The sequence below is a fragment of the Spirillospora sp. CA-142024 genome (assembly GCF_050942325.1).
Classification (GTDB): Bacteria; Actinomycetota; Actinomycetes; order Streptosporangiales; family Streptosporangiaceae; genus Spirillospora.
In genome coordinates this window covers 1,052,984-1,069,786 of record NZ_CP192077.1, presented here as the reverse complement: position 1 = coordinate 1,069,786, position 16,803 = coordinate 1,052,984, and the positions used below count along the sequence as shown (strand labels likewise).

Here is a 16,803-nt window from a genome sequence, read left to right as displayed (position 1 = left end):
GGGTCACCCACCGAACAAGCCGTGATCGCCGTACTGGCCGGCGCATCCCTCGCCGAGACGGCCACCGCGGCCGGACTGGAGCGCACCGACCTCACCGAAGCCGTTGAAACTTACCGCCTGGGCGGGCGAAAGGCCCTGACCGAGCAGGAGGCGGCCAGCTGGCGGCAGATCTATGTCCGCTTCCCCGACTGGGACGCCAGCGAACACAACGCCGTGACGCACCTGGCCCCGCTCCTGCACCAGGCCGAAGCCGAAGGAGTGATCAGCACCTGGTGGTTCATGCGCAAGCACCCCTGCTGGAGGCTGCGCCTCATCCCCGGTCCCGCAGCCGATCCCCGCCAGGACCCGATCGGGACCGCGCTGGACCACCTCGCTGAGGGCAAGGCGATCCAAGGCTGGTGGCCCGGCGTGTACGAGGCTGAGGCCGCCGCCTTCGGGGGCGAGGACGGCATGGCCGCCGCGCACCAACTCTTCCACGACGACAGCCGAGCCATCCTGCGGCTCCTCGCCGGAAACAACACCGGACTCGGACGCCGCGAACTGTCCCTCCTACTGTGCAGCACGCTGATGAACTCGGCAGGGCTGGAATGGTACGAACAAGGCGACGTCTGGCACCGCGTCGCCCACGAGCGCCCCCTTCCCCCCGACGTCCCCACCCGCAAACTCGACGCGATGGCCGACAGCCTCCCGACCCTGATGTTCGCCGACACCACGGTGGCCGGAGCGCTCTACAACACCAACGGACCTCTGGTCCATGCCGCGGACTGGGCAGGGGCCTTCCGCCGCGCCGGGCAGATCCTCGGCTCCTGCGCCCGATCCGGAAGACTCCAGCGGGGACTCCGGGACGTCCTGAGCTACCACGTCATCTTCCACTGGAACCGGCTCGGACTCCCCGCCCGCCAGCAGAGCATCCTGGCCTGGGCCGCCCGGGCTGCGATCCTTGGGCCACCATCCGAAACCACGTCCGGTGCAAGCCACCGCCGTCCCGAACCCGCAGCAAGCGCTCCTGGCGATCTCACCCACATCGCAGGCCGATTCCCGCTGATCATCCAGTCCAGGCCGCGCGGCACAAGCCTCCAAGACCGCGTACGCCAGGTAAGCGACTGCGCCTCCACCTGCCACGAACCAGCCGAGGCAGAAGAACGGATCGACCTCGCCTGCACAGCCTGGAACCTAGCCGCGCTCCTCGCCTCCGACTGCGCGCTCACCGACCTGGCGATCGAACTGTGCGAACGACAGTTCCAGATCTTCCAGTCGGCGTGGCCACTGTCCGGCCGTACGGCCATCGCCGCACTCCAGCCCATCGTGAACCTCGCCCGCCTCGACCTTCGTGCCCACAACCCGGAACGGGCCTACCAGACCCTCCTCCAACTCCATCGCGCGGTCCAGCACGGCGGTGACGTCCAGGTCCGCGCCACGCCAATCTGCTTCGACGGCTTCACCACTATCTCCGCCGCCCGCGCGAACGTGAGCCCATGGCTCAGGACCGTCCTCCGCGAGGACGGCACCCGGGCCTTAGTCGCTGCCCGGCAGTGGCAGCGAGCGGCCCGCAGCGCCGCCGAACACGCGGTGCCCGGAGAAGGAATCGATGAAGCCACCCAGATGGCGATCATCAGTCAGGCGATGAACGGTGACTTCGACGCCGCACACGCCACCATCCCAACGGCCAAGCTCAGCACCCCTTGGGATCACGCGACCGCGCACTGCCTTCGTGCCTTTGTCGACATCGCCTGCGGGCGGCCGGACCCCAGCATCCTTCCCTCGCTGCTGATCACCGCCCGCCACACCGTCCACCGGCCGGACCGAAAGAGAGTGACGACCCAGATCCGACTTGGCCTGGCCGCGGTCGACCTCGCCGCTGAGCTCGACCCCGCCCAGGCGAACCTCCTGTACGCCGAGGTCGCCGAAGCCGCTTCCAGATCCAGCGACGCCTTCGCCGCCCAGGCAGTACTAAAACACCCCCACAAAGAAAGTCTCAGCTCTGCTCAAGGCGCCACTCTCACGGCGCTCGTCGAACGAGCCGCCCTCGGGCGGGGAAGGATCGAGCCCGACCTTCTAGCAAATCTGACAGATTCACTCGAAACAGCCGGCCAGGTCCTCCAAGACGCCCTCGCCGGATGACGTCACAGTCCAGGCGAACGCATGCGCCGCAAGGAGCACCGCGGCGGCGTAATTGGCGGCCTCCGCACGTTCGCGCTGCGACCATAGCGGTGCGCTGCCCCCGCCTCACTCGCGGAGCGGCATTGAGACGCCGGCCCCTCCGGCCGTGGACGTGCAGGCAGACGTGTGGATCTGTTTCCCGGCGTATTCTCCCGCGTCCTTACTGGCCATCTCCACGAACGAGCTTTACCAGCAACTCGGTGTCACGCAGGTCTGACAGGACCACCTCCGCACCGGAGTCCCGCAGAGCGGCCTCGTTGCTGCGCCCTGACGCCACCGCGATCACCCGTACGTCGTTCGCGTGGGCGCCCTTGACGTCGGCTGGCGTGTCGCCGATCAGTACGGCCTCCGCGGGTCGTGCATCAGCGCGTTGGAGGGAGAGCCGGACGAGTTCGGCGCGCATGTCGTTGTCCTCGCCGTATGCGCCAAGGTCCCACAGGATGTGTCGGTCGAGCCCGAAGACCTGGAGCTTGATCTCGGCGACTGGGCGGACGTTGCCCGACACCACGGTCTGCTGGACGTCCCCTGCGTCGAGCGCGTCGAGGACAGCAACCGCACCGGGTAGCGCGTGTCCGCGTTCGCGCAGTTCGGCAGTCCGCTTCAGATGCTCCTCCGACAAGGCAGCAGCGAACCGCTCGAAGTCGGCGCGGTCCGTGGTCAGGCCGTGGAGCTTGGCGGTCTCCCGGAAGATGACAGGCTCCGTGATGCCGTCGATCTTGGCTTGCTCGCGCATGGCCAATCCCGTGGTCCGCTGGAACGCCGCGGCCGACAACTCGCGACCCACACCGCGTGTGTCGATCAAGGTGTGGTCGATGTCCCACAGGACCAGCCGCGCCATGGCGTCTCCTCAACTGCCCATCTGTCACTGGGCCTTAACGTGTCACGCGAGCGTGTGCGGACCGTGTACGCGGTGGCGCACTCCGTCCTACGCTGACGGTACGAGATGCGAGCCGGGAAGGGTGCGGAACGGTGATCTCACCGAGGCTGCCCGTGGGCCAGAAGGTCAAGTACTACCGGCGGAAGAACGGTAATCGGACACAGGCGGCCATTGCCGGTCTGTGCGGTATCACCGAACGCTACCTTCAGCAGATCGAAGCCGGACAGAAGGTACCGTCTGCCGACGTTCTCGCTCGCCTCGCTGCTGAGCTCGGAGTACCGATGGCCGCCCTACTCACCGAAGACCCTGTCGAGGAGCCGCCCGTCCCTGTCACTGCGGCACCAGCGATCGCCCGCGCGTTGATGGGCTACGGCCCTCCACGGAGCTCCGCCCCCATGAAGCCTGCGCAACTGCGGGAACAGGTGGAAAAGGCATGGAGGACGTGGCAGTCGTCGAAGGATCGCTTCACGGAAGCGGCCAGCGTCCTCCCCGGCCTGATCGGTGACGTGGAACATGCGGTACACGTGCACCGCGGGGGGAGTGACGCCGCGGCACGGCGCGAAGTCCTGCGAGTGGCGTCAGATCTGTACGGCCTGTTGCGGTCGTACTGCCGCCGCGCTGGGCGCCTCGACCTCTCGCTCATGGTCGCCGACCGGGCCATCCGCGCTGCTGAAGACGCCGATGACCCCGTCCGGATCGCGGCGGCCCAGTGGAACCTTGGCCACGTGTTGCTCTCCCACAGTGAGCCTGGGGCAGTCGAGGAAGCCAAGGATGTCGCCCTGTACGCCGTCGATGAGCTGCGCAAGACCCCTGCGACGGCCGAGGCCAAGGCTGTCGAGGGAGCCCTCGAACTGGTCGCCGTGGTCTCCGACGCCCGTCGTCGGCGCTGGTGGGATGCGCGTCAGCGGCTTGAACAGCGGGCGGCTCCACTCGCTGGCAGGGTCGGTGAGGGAGGCAACGTTCAGTGGACCGTCTTCGGGCCCACGAACGTTCACATGCACGCCATGAGCATCGAGATGCTGGCGGGTGAAGCATCCGAAGGCCTGCGCCTTGCCGACAAGATCGACACAAGCCGACTGCCCAGCCGCGAGCGGCAGTTCACCTTCGGCCTGGAACTGGCAAGGTGCCACGACCTGCGCAGGGAGGATGCCGCCGTCCTCGTGCATCTGTTCGACCTTGAGGAAATCGCTCCTGAGGATCTCGCGCGCAGCCCCCTTGCTCGCGACATGATCCTGGACCTCCAGAAACGAGTACGGCCGACCTTCCGCCGCCAAGTCAACGAGCTCGCCGAACGGCTTCAACTCGTCTGACCCCGGGCTCGTAGTTCACCCGAACTCTCAGTTCGGGTAGCACCGTCGGCCGAGCCCTACCTTCGCTGCACATCGCAACGAAGGACGGACGACAGATGATCAGCGATACGGCTGGGATGACGATCGCGCCGGGCATGCGGCTAGTCCCCGCCGGCGTCCGGTGGGACGCGGTGAAAGTCGATCGGCACCTGGCCGTGCGCGCGATCGAACTGATCGCGATGCCAGGCGCCGTGGCCGTTGACCCGGCTCCGTCCGAGCCGGCGCTGTACTTCTTCGTGCCGCCGGGCAGCGCCGCCGCCTGGGACGTCCCGGAGACCACCGCCTTGGGGCACAACGCTCACGTGGTGCTCCCGCCGGAGCACAAGGAGGCGCCCCCCGGCCCGTACTGGCTCATCGCTCAGCGGAACGGACTCACTCCAGCTGCTGTGCTCCGCGAGGCGCTGGTGGTGGTCCGATGAATGCCACGAGCTCGAAGACCGACGTGCCGCCCATGCCCGACGAGCTGGAGACGCTCACCCCCCAGATGCGCGGGCAAATCATGCTGGTCATCCCCGAGGTCGAGACCGCGGCCGGACAACTGCCCGAGGCCGTACAGCGCCTCTGCGACAGCGCCCCGCACCTCGCAACAGGCCCTTCGCAGCCATCCCGTGCCAACCGTCATCCTCTATGTAGGGACCTCGTCATGCCCGCATCCACTAGCCGTCCCGTGGACGCCGCCAAAGCCGAGCTGAAGCGGGACTTCCCGGACTGGAACATCGTTCGCTCCAGCGAGGGGCGCTGGTGGGCCTTCTTCGCCCCAGACCGGCGTAAGTCGCGGCCCGACGTCAAAGACGTCGACTTGGACGCCGACACGGCGGCCGAGCTGCACACCAAACTGACTGCGGCGGAGTCATGACCAGTCCCGGACTCGACTACGACAAGGCAAGCCTCGCCCGCGTCTACAACTTCTACCTGGGCGGTAAGGACTGGTCGGACGTCGACAAGGAGACCGCGCAGGCGGTCATCCGGTCGGCTCCCGACGTGCCGGAGGCGGCGCGGGAGAACTTTCGGTTCGCCGGCCGCGCGGCGGCGTGGGCGGTCGCCGAATACCGGGTCCGGCAGGTTCTGGACATCGGGGTCGGCATCGTCAGCGACGTCCCGCTCCCGTCAGTGGAGACCTGCGTCCTGGCTGCCGATCCGGGCGCGACGGTGCTGGCGTTCGACAACGACGAGGTCGTGCTGGCGCACGCACGGGCGCTGCGCCCCGGCTACGGCGGGGTGCTGCGCGGCGACGTCACCGACCTCGACGGCATCTTCAAGCACCCCGATGCGGTTGGCCTCATCGACATGGCCAAGCCGCTAGTCGTGATCTTGGCGGCGGTATTGCATTTCGTGCCCGATGCGGCAGCAGTGATGGCGGGCCTTCGGGAGCGTTTGGCTCCTGGCAGCGTCGTGGTGCTCTCGCATGTGACCTCGACGCAGACCAGCGAACGGCGCGTCGCGGGAATGACCAAGGCGTACGACGACAAGGCCATCAGCCCGATCTTCTTCCGGTCGCAGGAGGAGATCCGGGCGCTGGCCGACGGCTGGGACATCGTCACCCCATCCGACCTGGTCGATGTCCAGCGCTGGTCACCGGACGGCACGTACGCGGGGCCGCTGTACGACACGGTCCGCGTCCTGGGGATGGCCGCCGTGCTCCCCGGCCACCAGCAGGAACGGGCCCACACGCCGGGGGGTGCCCGGTGACCAGCGGCGATATGGCGTTCGTCTGGCGCGCCGCCGAGCGCGACTTGACCACCTACGACCTCGACCGCCCCGCGATGGCGCGTTTGTGGGCGTTCTGGGGCGAGGGGAAGGACTACAACCCGGCGGACCGTGCCCTCGGCGAAGAGGTGATGGCGCGTTTCCCGCAGATGCCGTCGCTGGCCCGGCACCGGCTGGCGTTCCGGGCGCGCGTGGTGCGGGCGCTGGTCGGGGAGTACGGCATCGACCAGGTGCTGGTCGCCGGTGTCGACATGCCGCTGGTCGACGAGGTCCACACCATCGCCCAGTCGATCAATCCGCATGCCCGTGTGGTGTACGCCGACGCCGACGAATTGGCGATGCTCTACGCGGAGGCGTTCTTCTCCAGCGGGCTCACCGGCGCTTGCGGATACGTCCAGGCGGGGCTGGACGATCCCCGCGCAGTGCTGGACGGTGCCGCCGAAACCCTGGACCTGGATCGGCCCGTCGCGGTGCTGCTGATCAACAGCCTGGAGGTACTCGGCGATCCCCAGGCCGCCGCGGCTGTCTCTGCCTTCCGGACAACGTTGGCGGCCGGTAGCCACATCGCGATCTGTCACCTGACCGCCGAGCACGACCGCGGTCTGGCCGTACTCGGCAGCATGTGCGCCGAGGCCAGCCCCGGTTCGCCGTGTGTCCGCGCCCCCGCCGGTCTGGGGGCGCTCTTCACCGGGATGGCGATGATTCCGCCAGGGCTGGTGTCCGCGCCGGATTGGCGCCCGGACCCCGGCCCGTGGCCGGTTCCCATCGGGGTGGACCTGTGGTGTGGGGTCGGCCGGATCTACGGCCCGCGACCGGAGCGGGGGCCGCGGTGGATGTGACGCCGTTCATCGACGTGGCTGAGCACGGCACGTACATCGCCCGGGCTCCCCATGCGCTGGGTCACATCGGGTTATGGCTGTGGGCCTGTGGGGCGGAACTTCCGGATGCCCGTCCTAGCGGTGCCGGTGTTGCTGATCGGGCCGGGGAGGCGAGCGTGGTGAGGCGGACAGCCCTCCCTGGCCCCTGGTCATGGGTGCGGCCCAGATCTGGCGCGCGTCGATGCCGGGCCGTCTTCTTCCCATCTTCCTCGTTGTGATGAAGGCCGAGATATGACCTCTTCGAACTCGACGCCGTCCGGGCCGGCGCACGCAGTACCCCCGGCCCCGAACACCCCGGGCGGGTGGCCGTGGCTGATCGGGCCGTTGCTGCTCGCCTGCATGGTCATCTACCCCGTCATCGTCTACGCCCTCAATGATCGCTCCGATGCGCGGGGCCTGGTACTGACCGTCGTGGCGGTGTTGCTGGCCGGGGCGGCGCTGCTGGTGACGCCGATTCTGGTGCGCCACCACGAGGCCGACCGGTACCACCGGCACCGCCGGGAGGTGCAGGACCAGTTGCTGCAGCGCCAAGTCGCCGAGCATGCGGCTGCGCTCCAGCAGATGTCCTCGTGGCGTCAGCACGTCGACAGCGGGTTCGCCCGGTTGAACGGCTACCTGGAGGGCTCAGCAGTCCTGCCGGGGACGGGTGAGCTGGCCCGGTACCTGGGCCGGGCCGATGAGCATCTGGCGGCCGTCACCGGGCACCTGGAGCGGCTGACGCACCTGCACCCGGCCCCGCCGCCCGGCGCGGACACCAGTGAGCGGGGGAACAGTGATGAGCCCGACCGGGAGGTGCTGGTCTACGTCGGGTATCGGGTGCATTCGCTGGTGAGCCGGCAGCTGGCGGGGTTCAAGGCCGCCGAGCGGGAGGAGGAGGACCCCGATCGCCTCGACGTCTTGTATGGGCTCGACCATCTGGCCGTTCAGTTGCGCCGCGCGGCCGGACGGCTGGCGGTGCTGGGCGGCCACACCGCCCGCCGGGCGTACTCACCGGTGCCGATGTCCACGGTGCTGCGCCAGGCGGTCACCGAGGTCGAGGACTACGGCCGGATCCGGTTGACGCTTCCCGATGAGGATCCGACGGTCGCGGGGTACGCGGGCCCGGACGTCATCCACGTGGTGGCCGAGCTGCTGGAGAACGCGACCAAGTTCTCCCGCAACGACACGACCGTGCTGATGTCCACCCGCTCGATGCCAGAAGGCCTGGTTGTGGAGATCTGCGACAAGGGCTTGGCGCCGACCGCGCAGAAGCTGGAGGAGTTGCGGCGGATCCTGGCCGCCCCGCATCTGATCAGTGCGCGCGAACAAGTCCGGCAGGGGCAGATCGGCATTCTGGTGGCCGCGCGGCTGGCCGCCCGGCACAACCTGCGGATCGAACTGCATCCAGGCCCCTCCGGGACACGAGCCATGGTCGTGGTGCCGCACACGCTGCTCACAGCCCCAACCCCACCCCCAGGCCCGGGCCCGGGCCCGGGCCCGGGCACGCCCGCAGCACCAGCCCCCGAACTGCCGCGCCGCCGCGCGACGACCCCAGCAACATCCCCCGCCAGTCTCCCGGCCGGCCCCTCGGCCGCCGCACCGGCCGGTGCCGTGCCGCACGGGACCGTCTTCGACACCTCCAGCCTCAACGGTGCGACACCCGACCCTCCCCCAGCCGCCCCTTCTTCAGCGGCGCCGCCCACCGCGTTGTCTGCGCCCTCGTCTGCCTCCCCCAAGCCGACGATGCCCCCGCCCGGAGGAAAGCCGCCGCTGCCCCACCGCAGCCAGGCCGCAGGCTCACAGCCCCCGGGTCCCCGGCCAGCGGGCCCGGCGCCGGAGCTGGGGCAGCCGCCGACACCGGGGCTGATGTCGGCGTTCACCTCCGGTCTGCGCAACGCGCAGGACGACCAACTGCCCGACCACACCGGTCCACAACCAGGCCCGGATCTCACCGGCCAGAACCGCCCTGACGACCCCGCCGCGGGCTGACCTCGGCCCGGCCCCGGGATGTTCCCGCACGCACGGAGAGAGACAGACATGACCAACCCCATGGCCCCGTTCCCGGCCACAGCTGTCCCGGCCGATGAGACGCTGAGCTGGCTGCTGGACAAGTTCGTGCAGAAGGTGACCGGTGTAACCGGTGCTCTGCTGGTGTCGCGAGACGGTCTGAAGATGGCGGTCTCGGGTCTGGGCACCGACCAGGCTGACAAGGCGGCGGCATGGGTGTCCAGCCTGCATTCCCTGGCCCGGTCCGCCGGTTCCATCAGCGGGTCGCCGTCAGGTGGGTTCCGGCAGGCCATCATCGAGGACGCCGGCGTCCTGGTGTTCGTGACGAGCGCCGACCACGCGGCCGCACGACAGACGGAAACGCGAGCCGAGTCCCGTCTGGTCGGCAGTGTGCTGGGCGTCCTGGCCCAGCCGGGCGCAGACCCCGACACCATCGGGTTCGAGATGGGCCTGCTGGTCAAGAGCGTCGCCGACCACCTGCTCACCTCGACGCGTGGCAGCCAGTGACATGGCGGGCACGCAAACCCGGGGCCCGCGTTGGCCGTCCGAGGGTCCCGCTGACATTCCGGCAGACGTCCCGGAAGATCGTTCGGGGCGGGACCGGGCATGGGCGACCTACAACGCTGAAGAGATCCGCCCCTACGCGATCACCGGCGGGCGGACCCGGCCACAGCATTCGATGCGGCTGGTCACCCTGCTAGAAGGCGCCGGCACCACCCATGCCCAGGGGATGGCGCCCGAAGCCGCCCGAGCCGTCGAGGCGTGCCGCCTCCAGCCGTGCTCGGTCGCCGAGATCGCCGCACTGATCGGCCACCCCGTCCAGGTCACCAAGATCATCCTCAGCGATCTGATCGACTGCGGCGCGCTGGTCATGGCGCTGCCCGGCCCCGCCAGGCCTGACCACCTGCAACTGCTGGAAGCGCTGCGGTCCGGGCTGGAAACGAGGCTGTCCGATGTCGCCTGACCTCCCCCACGCCCCCGCCACCTTCGAACACGACCGGCGCAGTTCCGCCCTGGCCGCGGTGAAGATCATGATCAGTGGCGGGTTCGGCGTCGGCAAGACGACGCTGATCGGCGCGGCCAGCGAGATCGAGCCGCTGACCACCGAGGAATACCTGACCGAAGTCAGCAACAGCGTCGACTCCCTGGCCGGAGTGGAGCACAAGACCACCACCACCGTCGCGCTGGACTTCGGCCGCCTGACCTTCCCCCGGCAGCAGATGATGCTGTACCTGTTCGGCACGCCCGGCCAGGACAGGTTCTGGTTCACCTGGGACGACCTGGTCCTCGGCGCGGTCGGCGCCGTAGTGCTCCTGGACACCCGCCGCCTGACCGACGCCTTCACCGCGGTCGGCTACTTCGAACAGGCACAGATGCCGTTCATCGTGGCGATCAACGAGTTCGACGACGCCCCCTACCGCTACACCACCGCCGAAGTCCGCGCCGCCCTCGAAGTCCCCGACCAGGTCCCGGTCGTGCGCTGCGACGCCCGCGACCGCCGCTCGGCCATCACCGTGCTGCTCACCCTGGTCGACCACGCGCTCACCCACCAACGCCGCCAGCCCCGCGCACCCATCCCCCCTGAAACACGCGTCCACGGAGCACCCGCATGAGGTATGACGCCGACTCCGGCCTGCACGTCGACAACTGGCACGACACCGCCGAACAGCGCCGCAAGCTGCTGGCCGAACACGGGCTCGACGGCTCCCCGGTCGCGAAACTCGACCAGTTCGCCACCGAGGTGTCCTTCGGCTTCGCCGCCGAGCTCGGCGACCCCGGCAAGAGGCTGTGGGCCATGGTGAACCTGTTCCTGCCCAAGGCGCAGACGTTCGCCGGCCTGCACAACCCACCCGGCGCCCGGCCAGTGGACCGGACCATGGCACCCGACCACGGCTTCTGCCCCGAGATGCTCGACCGCACCAAGGCACTCGTCCTGGCCGACGTATGGGACAAGCCCCAGTTCGCCTCCAACCCGGTCGTCGACCGGCTCGGAGTCCGCACCTACGCCGGCGCCCCGCTCATCCTCGGCGACACCGTGGTCGGCAGCGTGTGCGTGGTCGGCACCAGACCCATGCCCAAGGAAACCCGCCAGACCTCGCTCACGCTCATCAAACAGCGCCGCGACGCGCTGTTGAAACTACTCGACCAACACAACCCGGCCACCAGCTAGCGACCGCAATGGGGGTGACGACGTCTGCCGGACCGACCACCGGCAGCAGCGCCAAGCAGCACAGGAGGAAGAGGGGATGTCCGTGTTCGAGACCGACGACCACCGCAGCTTCCGCCAGGACGTCCGCGACTTCGCCGCCAGCGAGGTCGCCCCCCACGTGAGCCAGATGGAAACCTCCCGCAAAGTCGACTCCCAAGTATCCGGCTGGATCGTCGCCCAGGGATGGCTCGGCCTGACCATCCCCCGCAAATACGGCGGGATCGGCGCCGGTCACCTCGCCAAGACCATCGCGATCGAAGAAATCGCCCGCGTGAGCGCAGCAATGGGCGCCATGCTCCAAGCCTCCCAACTCGGCGCCGCAATGATCATCCACTACGGAACCGAAGAGCAGAAACAGACCTGGCTGCCGCAGATCGCCACCGGCGAATGCCTACCCACCATCGCGGTCACCGAGCACGAGTCGGGCGGTCACGTCCTCGGCATGCAGACCACCGCCCGCCGCGTAGGCGACCACTACGTCTTGGACGGCTCCAAGGTGTATGTCGGCAACTCCCACATCGGGCACGTGCACGGCGTCGTGGCCCGCACCTGCGACGCCGACACCCGGCCGTCCAAGAGCCTGTCGGCGTTCCTGGTCAGAGCGGACCTGCCCGGCGTCCGGCTCGTCCCCTACCAGCGTGCCTTGGGCCTGCATGGGTTCAGTTTCGGCGACATCGTCTTCGACAACGTCGCCGTCCCGGCAAGCGACCGGCTCGGCGACGAGGGTGACGGCCTGGACGTCGCCTACAGCTCATCGGTTCTGTACGGCCGCCCCAACCTCACCGCGGTCGCCCTCGGAATCCTCCAGGCCACCGCCGATGCGACCGTCTCCTTCACCAAGAAACGGCACCGCTACGGCGAGCCGCTAGCGCACCACCCGGTGATCGGCCAGCGGATCGGCCGCCTCGAACACCAGCTCAGAACCGCCCGCACGCTCGCCTACCAGGCCGCCCACATGCTCGACCACGGGCAGGCCTGCGACAACGAACTCATCAACGCCAAGTACTACACCGTCGAGACGGCCCTGGACGCCACCCGCGACGCGGTACGGATCCACGGCGGAGCCGGACTGCGCACCGACCGCCCACTCCAACGCTTCTACCGGGACGCCATCCACATCGACGCGCCCGCCGGCACCGCCGAAATCCAACTCCACCGCCTCGCCGAAACCGCCCTCGGCGTCGACCGCGGCCAATGGTCTGAACGTTTCGCGCACCTGACGGCCCTGCCCCCACCTGCAACCGCCAAGGAGAACGCCGCATAGCACCAGTCCCCCTCAGTGAGTTGCCGTGCGGCCGCGGTGACCGCCGCGGAACCTGGCCAATGACACTGACCAGATGCCGCCGCTCCACGTGGTCAGCGCGTTGCACGTGATCACGGAGCCCCGCCCCCAACTCCGGGACGCACCCACGCCCCGGCCGTTCCACCCGTCCTTCAACCGAGAATCCGACCGAGAAAGAGAAAAGTGTTCCCTCATTCGACTCCCCGTCGACTGGTGGCGGGTCTTGCCGCCGCCCTGCTGGCGGCCGGTGCCGCTGTGGCGATCGGCACGGCCGCTCCAACCAACGGCGCAGCGGCCCACGGCACCCTGGTCGACCAAACCCTGCCCGGCGGCGCCTCCCGGACCGTGCTGAGCCACGAGCTGGTGTCCACGCTGGACGTCGCCCCCGAACCAGTCTCACCGCGCAACGGTACCGGCGCCCGCACTACGGAGACGACCGCTCCGCCGGACGGCCCGGTGGTGCCGGTGCCGCCCTCGCAATGCCCACAGCTCTACGGCACGACCGGCTGCTACGCCCCGCCACAGATCAACCACGCATACAAGATCGACGCGCTCCACCGGCGGGGCCTGACCGGCGCGGGACGCACCGTCATCGTCCCGATCTGCTTCCACAACCCGAGCCTGGCCTCCGATCTGGCGATCTACTCCCGGCACTGGGGACTGCCCCCCGCCGACCTGGAGGTACTGCAGTACGGCAAAGTGCCGACCGCCGACCCCCAGGACCCGGGGCAGGCGGCCTGCGCCGCCGAGGCCAGCGTTGACGTGCAGTCCGTCCACGCCATCGCACCCGGCGCGAAGATCATCGTTGTCGAGACCGGAGTCGACCAGACCGGCGGAACCGTCGGGCTGGACGAGCTGATCAGCGCGATCGGCTGGGTCACCCGGCACCGCAAGGTTGACGTCGTCACCGCGAGCTGGGGCGCGTCGGAGGAGAACTTCCCCGAGCAGGCCCAGCGGCCCGGTGACTACCGGCTCCTCACCGGTCTGCGCGGCCCCCTCAAGGCCGCCCACCGGCGTGGGGTCACGCTGATCGCCTCGTCGGGTAACTGGGGCCCAGCCCAACCGACCCTGGCCGGGGACGCGTTCTACGACCACCCGACGGTGGCCTGGCCCGCCTCCGACCCGCTGGTCACCGCCGTGGGCGGCACCCGCATCCACCTCGACGACACCGGCCGCCGGACCGCACCCGACCAGGTGTGGGACGACGAGGGCGGGGTCGCCACCGGCGCCGGGCTGTCGGCCGCCTTCGCGCGCCCGGGCTACCAGGCGCGCGTCACCGGGGTCGTCGGTGACGCGCGGGGCAGCGTCGACATCGCGCTGAACGCCTCCGGCAAGGCCCGCGAATGGTTCTACAGCGGCACGTACAACCCCCTGGCCGGGCAGCGGCCAGGGTGGATCCGGGTGGCCGGGACCTCTATCGCCGCACCGAAGATGGCCGGGATCGTCGCGCTGGCCGCGCAGAAGGCCGGGCGGCCGGTCGGTGACATCCACCGTGTGCTGTACGCCGCGCCCGGCTCGGCCCGGCTCGGGCTGTACGACCTGACCACCGGCAGTAACACCGCCAACGGGGTCGAGGGGTTCACCGCCCGCCGCGGCTACGACCTGCCGTCCGGTGCCGGAACCGTCATCGACGCTGGACGCCTGGTCACCGCCCTCGCCCACGCTGCCTGATGACCTCGTGATCGCGCGCGGTCGGCCACGGTGTGGCCGGCCGCGCGACCCCCTGACCGGACTGGATACTTCCTGATGAATCGCATCAAACACACCGCGAACCCACTCACCGGGTCCGGGCACCCACCGGCAGCACGCTCCGTTGGGCTTGCGGCGCCGCCCCGGTCTGGTGCCGCATCTGGCCCGGCCACCGACCTGCGGTCGGCGGCCGGGGAAAGGCCGAGCCTGCGCGCAGACCTCGCCGCCCGCGCATGGGTCCCCATATGGGCCCGTGTCCGGGAACGCCTGTGGGCAGGAGTGCGGGGCGGGATCGGCGCGGTACGCAGGGTGCGGTGCCCGCTGAGCGCGTGGATGTCGCGTCAGCTGGGCGGGTGGGTGCGGCGGCGGGGGTGCGTGAGGTGAACGCCGTCCCGGGCCTGTCCGCCGCGTCGCTGGCCCGCGACTTTCCAACGCGGCACGGCGACGCCTTCACCGAATCAGAGGGACTCACGCCGGAGGGGGTCCGGCAGTTGCTGGCCGGGGCGATGGCCGACCCTTCCTTGGTGTTCGCCTACGCGTGCGCGGTAGGCGAACCCGGCGCGCCGCCGGTCGATGAGATCGTCTACGGCGAGACCGGCGGTGGCACCCTCGGCGTGGTGTGGGTTCGGCACCCGGGGTCGTTCACCGGCACCACCGGGCATCTGCTCGGCGGCACTGAGGACCACGGCCCGGACCTGCTGCTGCGCTGGGCGGGCATGGTGTTCGAGCTGGCCTACCAGGTCGAACACCGCGTGCCCTGCCCCTTCCGGGCCGCCCCCGCTCCTGCCCGTTCTGATCAGGCCTCGTCCGGCCGCGCGCAGGCGGCGGACTTGCGGTGGAGGGCCGCCTACGCCCTCAACCTGTATTTCCGGCGGGACGTCGGCGACGTCATCCGAGACGAGTACGGCGCCGTCGAACCCCAGCAGGATCTGGGTGAACTGACCGCGGACGAGATCGCCCGCATCGCCCGCCGCCACGGCGTCATCGGTCCCGCCGCACTCATCCCGCCCGGCTGGGACCTGATCGGCTGGGACTACGGACAAGAGCGTGCCCACCCCATCCTGGCCGGGCTGCAGCCCCGGGACGGCCGAGCCGACGAAACCGATTCCAGCAGATGATCCATGCAGCGGCGTACCGGAAGCATCGGGCGTCGATGGGAACCCGTGCCGCTTTTGGAAGGGTCATCGACCGCGCATGAGACCTCGCCCGGCGGGGCGCCGGTGTCGTGATCAGCGTGTTCACACGGCCCCACTGCACGGCCCCGATCCCCGTCCTGGCCGCCGGACATCCCACCCGCATCGGTGCGCCCCCGCCTGACCATGACCGAGCAATCCCGCCGACGCCGAAAACGGCTGCAACGCCCGTCTACTGTTCCCTCCGCCGCCACGACCGAGAGCGCACGCATGAGCCGAACCAATCTGGAAGCGATCCGACGTGCGGAATGAGTACTACACGCCGGCGCAAGTCGCCGCCCTGTTCCGGGTCGACCCCAAGACCGTCACACGATGGGCGCAAAGGGGGTGGCTGACCAGCATCCGCACCCTCGGCGGCCACCGGCGGTACTCCCGTGAAGAGGTGCACCAGCTCCTGCGCGACGGGCCGCCCGCTGAAGCGTTCGAAGACCAGGACGGGCAAGACGAGCACCCACCACCGCCGGCGGCCCCACCCGCCGAACCGGACGACGCGGCCCCCGGTCCAGTGCCGGGCCCGGTCTGCGGCACCGCTGGTGTCTCGGCCGCGGCCCGCCACCCGATCCACGCGCTGATCGAGGACCATTTTGGCGGTGATGCGGTGGTGGCGCTGCTTGAGCTCGCGGGCCGATATGACCTCGCCGTCGCCTACCTCGACCGCCCATGGTTCACCCGCTATCTGGGGCGCGCTCCAAGCGACGACGAGTGGACACGCATCGCTGCCGAACTCAACGACTTCTGCGCGGTGCTCGACGATGTGTGCGCCGAGGACCTGGCGGTCTACGCCGCGCTGGTAGTGCACGCCGCCCGCATTGATCAAATCGAACCGCCTGGAGACCTCATGGGCGATCAGGGGGACCCCACCGCCGCCGGATTCGTCTGGCCCGGCAACACCGCACCCGCCGCCCGCCCCGGCCAACGGGCCGACACCGCCACCAGCGCCCTCAACGCATCCGGCGTCGCCGCCGAGCCGGCGTCCGAATCTGAGTCGGCGTCCGGATCGGAGTCGGCGTCCGGATCGGAGTCGGCGACACCGGATGCGGGAAGCCCATCACCGATTCCGCCGCCCAGACCGGGCCAGGACGAACCGGTTGGGCCCCAGCACCCGGCCGCCGGTCGGGCCGACGTCACCACCGACCCGCCCCAGCTCGCCCTCCCACCACCGGCCAGCCGTGGGGCACAGGCTCCCAGCGCAGGTACGACGACCAAAGAATCGCAACCTGAGCCGCGACCCGAGTCGTATTTGCCGAAGTCGCGGCAGCGCCCGGCAGAGCTGGAACTGTCGGTCGAGGTGCTGCGCGAACGGTACGCGGCAGGTGAGTCGGTGCCCTCGATCGCGCAGCGGATGGGACTGACCACCAGTCAGGTCTACCGCTGGATGCGGCACGAAAGGATCAACCGGCGGCCGCCCGGCGGACCGGCCTGGGACACCTTCCCCATCGAGCTGCAGGAGCTGCGGGAATGGTATGAGGCGGG

The 16,803-nt window shown here is 69.7% G+C and carries 15 protein-coding genes and 1 pseudogene; 15 read left to right on the top strand and 1 reads right to left on the bottom strand.

Annotation, left to right across the window (positions count from 1 at the left end; genetic code table 11):
* The first annotated feature begins 21 nt into the window (after positions 1-21).
* On the top strand, positions 22-2,121 hold the full coding sequence (locus tag ACQPZP_RS05365) for a thiopeptide-type bacteriocin biosynthesis protein (RefSeq protein ID WP_433476514.1): 2,100 nt from the start codon (positions 22-24) through the stop codon (positions 2,119-2,121).
* A gap of 199 nt (positions 2,122-2,320) precedes the next feature.
* Here the strand turns inward: ACQPZP_RS05365 and ACQPZP_RS05360 are convergent, their stop codons facing one another.
* A complete protein-coding gene (locus ACQPZP_RS05360) occupies positions 2,321-2,998 on the bottom strand; it encodes an HAD family hydrolase (RefSeq protein WP_433476513.1) in 678 nt (225 codons plus the stop codon).
* Positions 2,999-3,150: 152 nt separating this feature from the next.
* Here ACQPZP_RS05360 and ACQPZP_RS05355 point away from each other — a divergent pair, with 152 nt between their 5' ends.
* The 14 genes and pseudogenes from ACQPZP_RS05355 to ACQPZP_RS05290 form a co-directional block, all read left to right on the top strand.
* Complete coding sequence (locus tag ACQPZP_RS05355) at positions 3,151-4,347, top strand: helix-turn-helix domain-containing protein (RefSeq protein WP_433476512.1); 1,197 nt, start codon at positions 3,151-3,153, stop codon at positions 4,345-4,347.
* Positions 4,348-4,442: 95 nt separating this feature from the next.
* On the top strand, positions 4,443-4,805 hold the full coding sequence (locus ACQPZP_RS05350) for a hypothetical protein (protein WP_433476511.1): 363 nt from the start codon (positions 4,443-4,445) through the stop codon (positions 4,803-4,805).
* Positions 4,802-5,242: a DUF6415 family natural product biosynthesis protein gene (locus ACQPZP_RS05345; protein ID WP_433476510.1), complete on the top strand. Its 441-nt coding sequence runs from the start codon at positions 4,802-4,804 to the stop codon at positions 5,240-5,242. The genes ACQPZP_RS05350 and ACQPZP_RS05345 overlap by 4 nt, the downstream gene beginning before the upstream one ends.
* The gene (locus ACQPZP_RS05340) at positions 5,239-6,075 is read left to right on the top strand and encodes an SAM-dependent methyltransferase (RefSeq protein ID WP_433476509.1); all 837 of its coding nucleotides are present in this window, start codon (positions 5,239-5,241) and stop codon (positions 6,073-6,075) included. Before ACQPZP_RS05345 ends, ACQPZP_RS05340 begins: the two co-directional genes overlap by 4 nt.
* Positions 6,072-6,932: an SAM-dependent methyltransferase gene (locus ACQPZP_RS05335; RefSeq protein WP_433476508.1), complete on the top strand. Its 861-nt coding sequence runs from the start codon at positions 6,072-6,074 to the stop codon at positions 6,930-6,932. The genes ACQPZP_RS05340 and ACQPZP_RS05335 overlap by 4 nt, the downstream gene beginning before the upstream one ends.
* A 270-nt stretch (positions 6,933-7,202) precedes the next feature.
* A complete protein-coding gene (locus ACQPZP_RS05330; RefSeq protein ID WP_433476507.1) occupies positions 7,203-8,939 on the top strand; it encodes an ATP-binding protein in 1,737 nt (578 codons plus the stop codon).
* Positions 8,940-8,987: 48 nt separating this feature from the next.
* On the top strand, positions 8,988-9,464 hold the full coding sequence (locus ACQPZP_RS05325) for a roadblock/LC7 domain-containing protein (protein ID WP_433476506.1): 477 nt from the start codon (positions 8,988-8,990) through the stop codon (positions 9,462-9,464).
* 1 nt (position 9,465) lies between these two features.
* Positions 9,466-9,921 carry a DUF742 domain-containing protein gene (locus ACQPZP_RS05320; protein WP_433479557.1) on the top strand — a complete coding sequence of 152 codons (456 nt, stop codon included), beginning with the start codon at positions 9,466-9,468 and terminating at the stop codon, positions 9,919-9,921.
* Positions 9,911-10,570, top strand: a complete 660-nt coding sequence (locus tag ACQPZP_RS05315; RefSeq protein WP_433476505.1) for a GTP-binding protein — start codon at positions 9,911-9,913, stop codon at positions 10,568-10,570. The genes ACQPZP_RS05320 and ACQPZP_RS05315 overlap by 11 nt, the downstream gene beginning before the upstream one ends.
* Positions 10,567-11,127 carry a GAF domain-containing protein gene (locus ACQPZP_RS05310; RefSeq protein WP_433476504.1) on the top strand — a complete coding sequence of 187 codons (561 nt, stop codon included), beginning with the start codon at positions 10,567-10,569 and terminating at the stop codon, positions 11,125-11,127. The genes ACQPZP_RS05315 and ACQPZP_RS05310 overlap by 4 nt, the downstream gene beginning before the upstream one ends.
* Positions 11,128-11,203: 76 nt before the next feature.
* Positions 11,204-12,430 carry an acyl-CoA dehydrogenase family protein gene (locus tag ACQPZP_RS05305; RefSeq protein ID WP_433476503.1) on the top strand — a complete coding sequence of 409 codons (1,227 nt, stop codon included), beginning with the start codon at positions 11,204-11,206 and terminating at the stop codon, positions 12,428-12,430.
* A 231-nt stretch (positions 12,431-12,661) separates the two neighbouring features.
* A complete protein-coding gene (locus tag ACQPZP_RS05300) occupies positions 12,662-14,119 on the top strand; it encodes a S53 family peptidase (protein WP_433476502.1) in 1,458 nt (485 codons plus the stop codon).
* Between the two features lie 398 nt (positions 14,120-14,517).
* Complete coding sequence (locus tag ACQPZP_RS05295; RefSeq protein ID WP_433476501.1) at positions 14,518-15,255, top strand: hypothetical protein; 738 nt, start codon at positions 14,518-14,520, stop codon at positions 15,253-15,255.
* Between the two features lie 298 nt (positions 15,256-15,553).
* Positions 15,554-15,739 (top strand): annotated as a pseudogene (locus tag ACQPZP_RS05290) (BldC family transcriptional regulator); the annotation flags it as partial.
* Between the last annotated feature and the right edge of the window lie 1,064 nt (positions 15,740-16,803).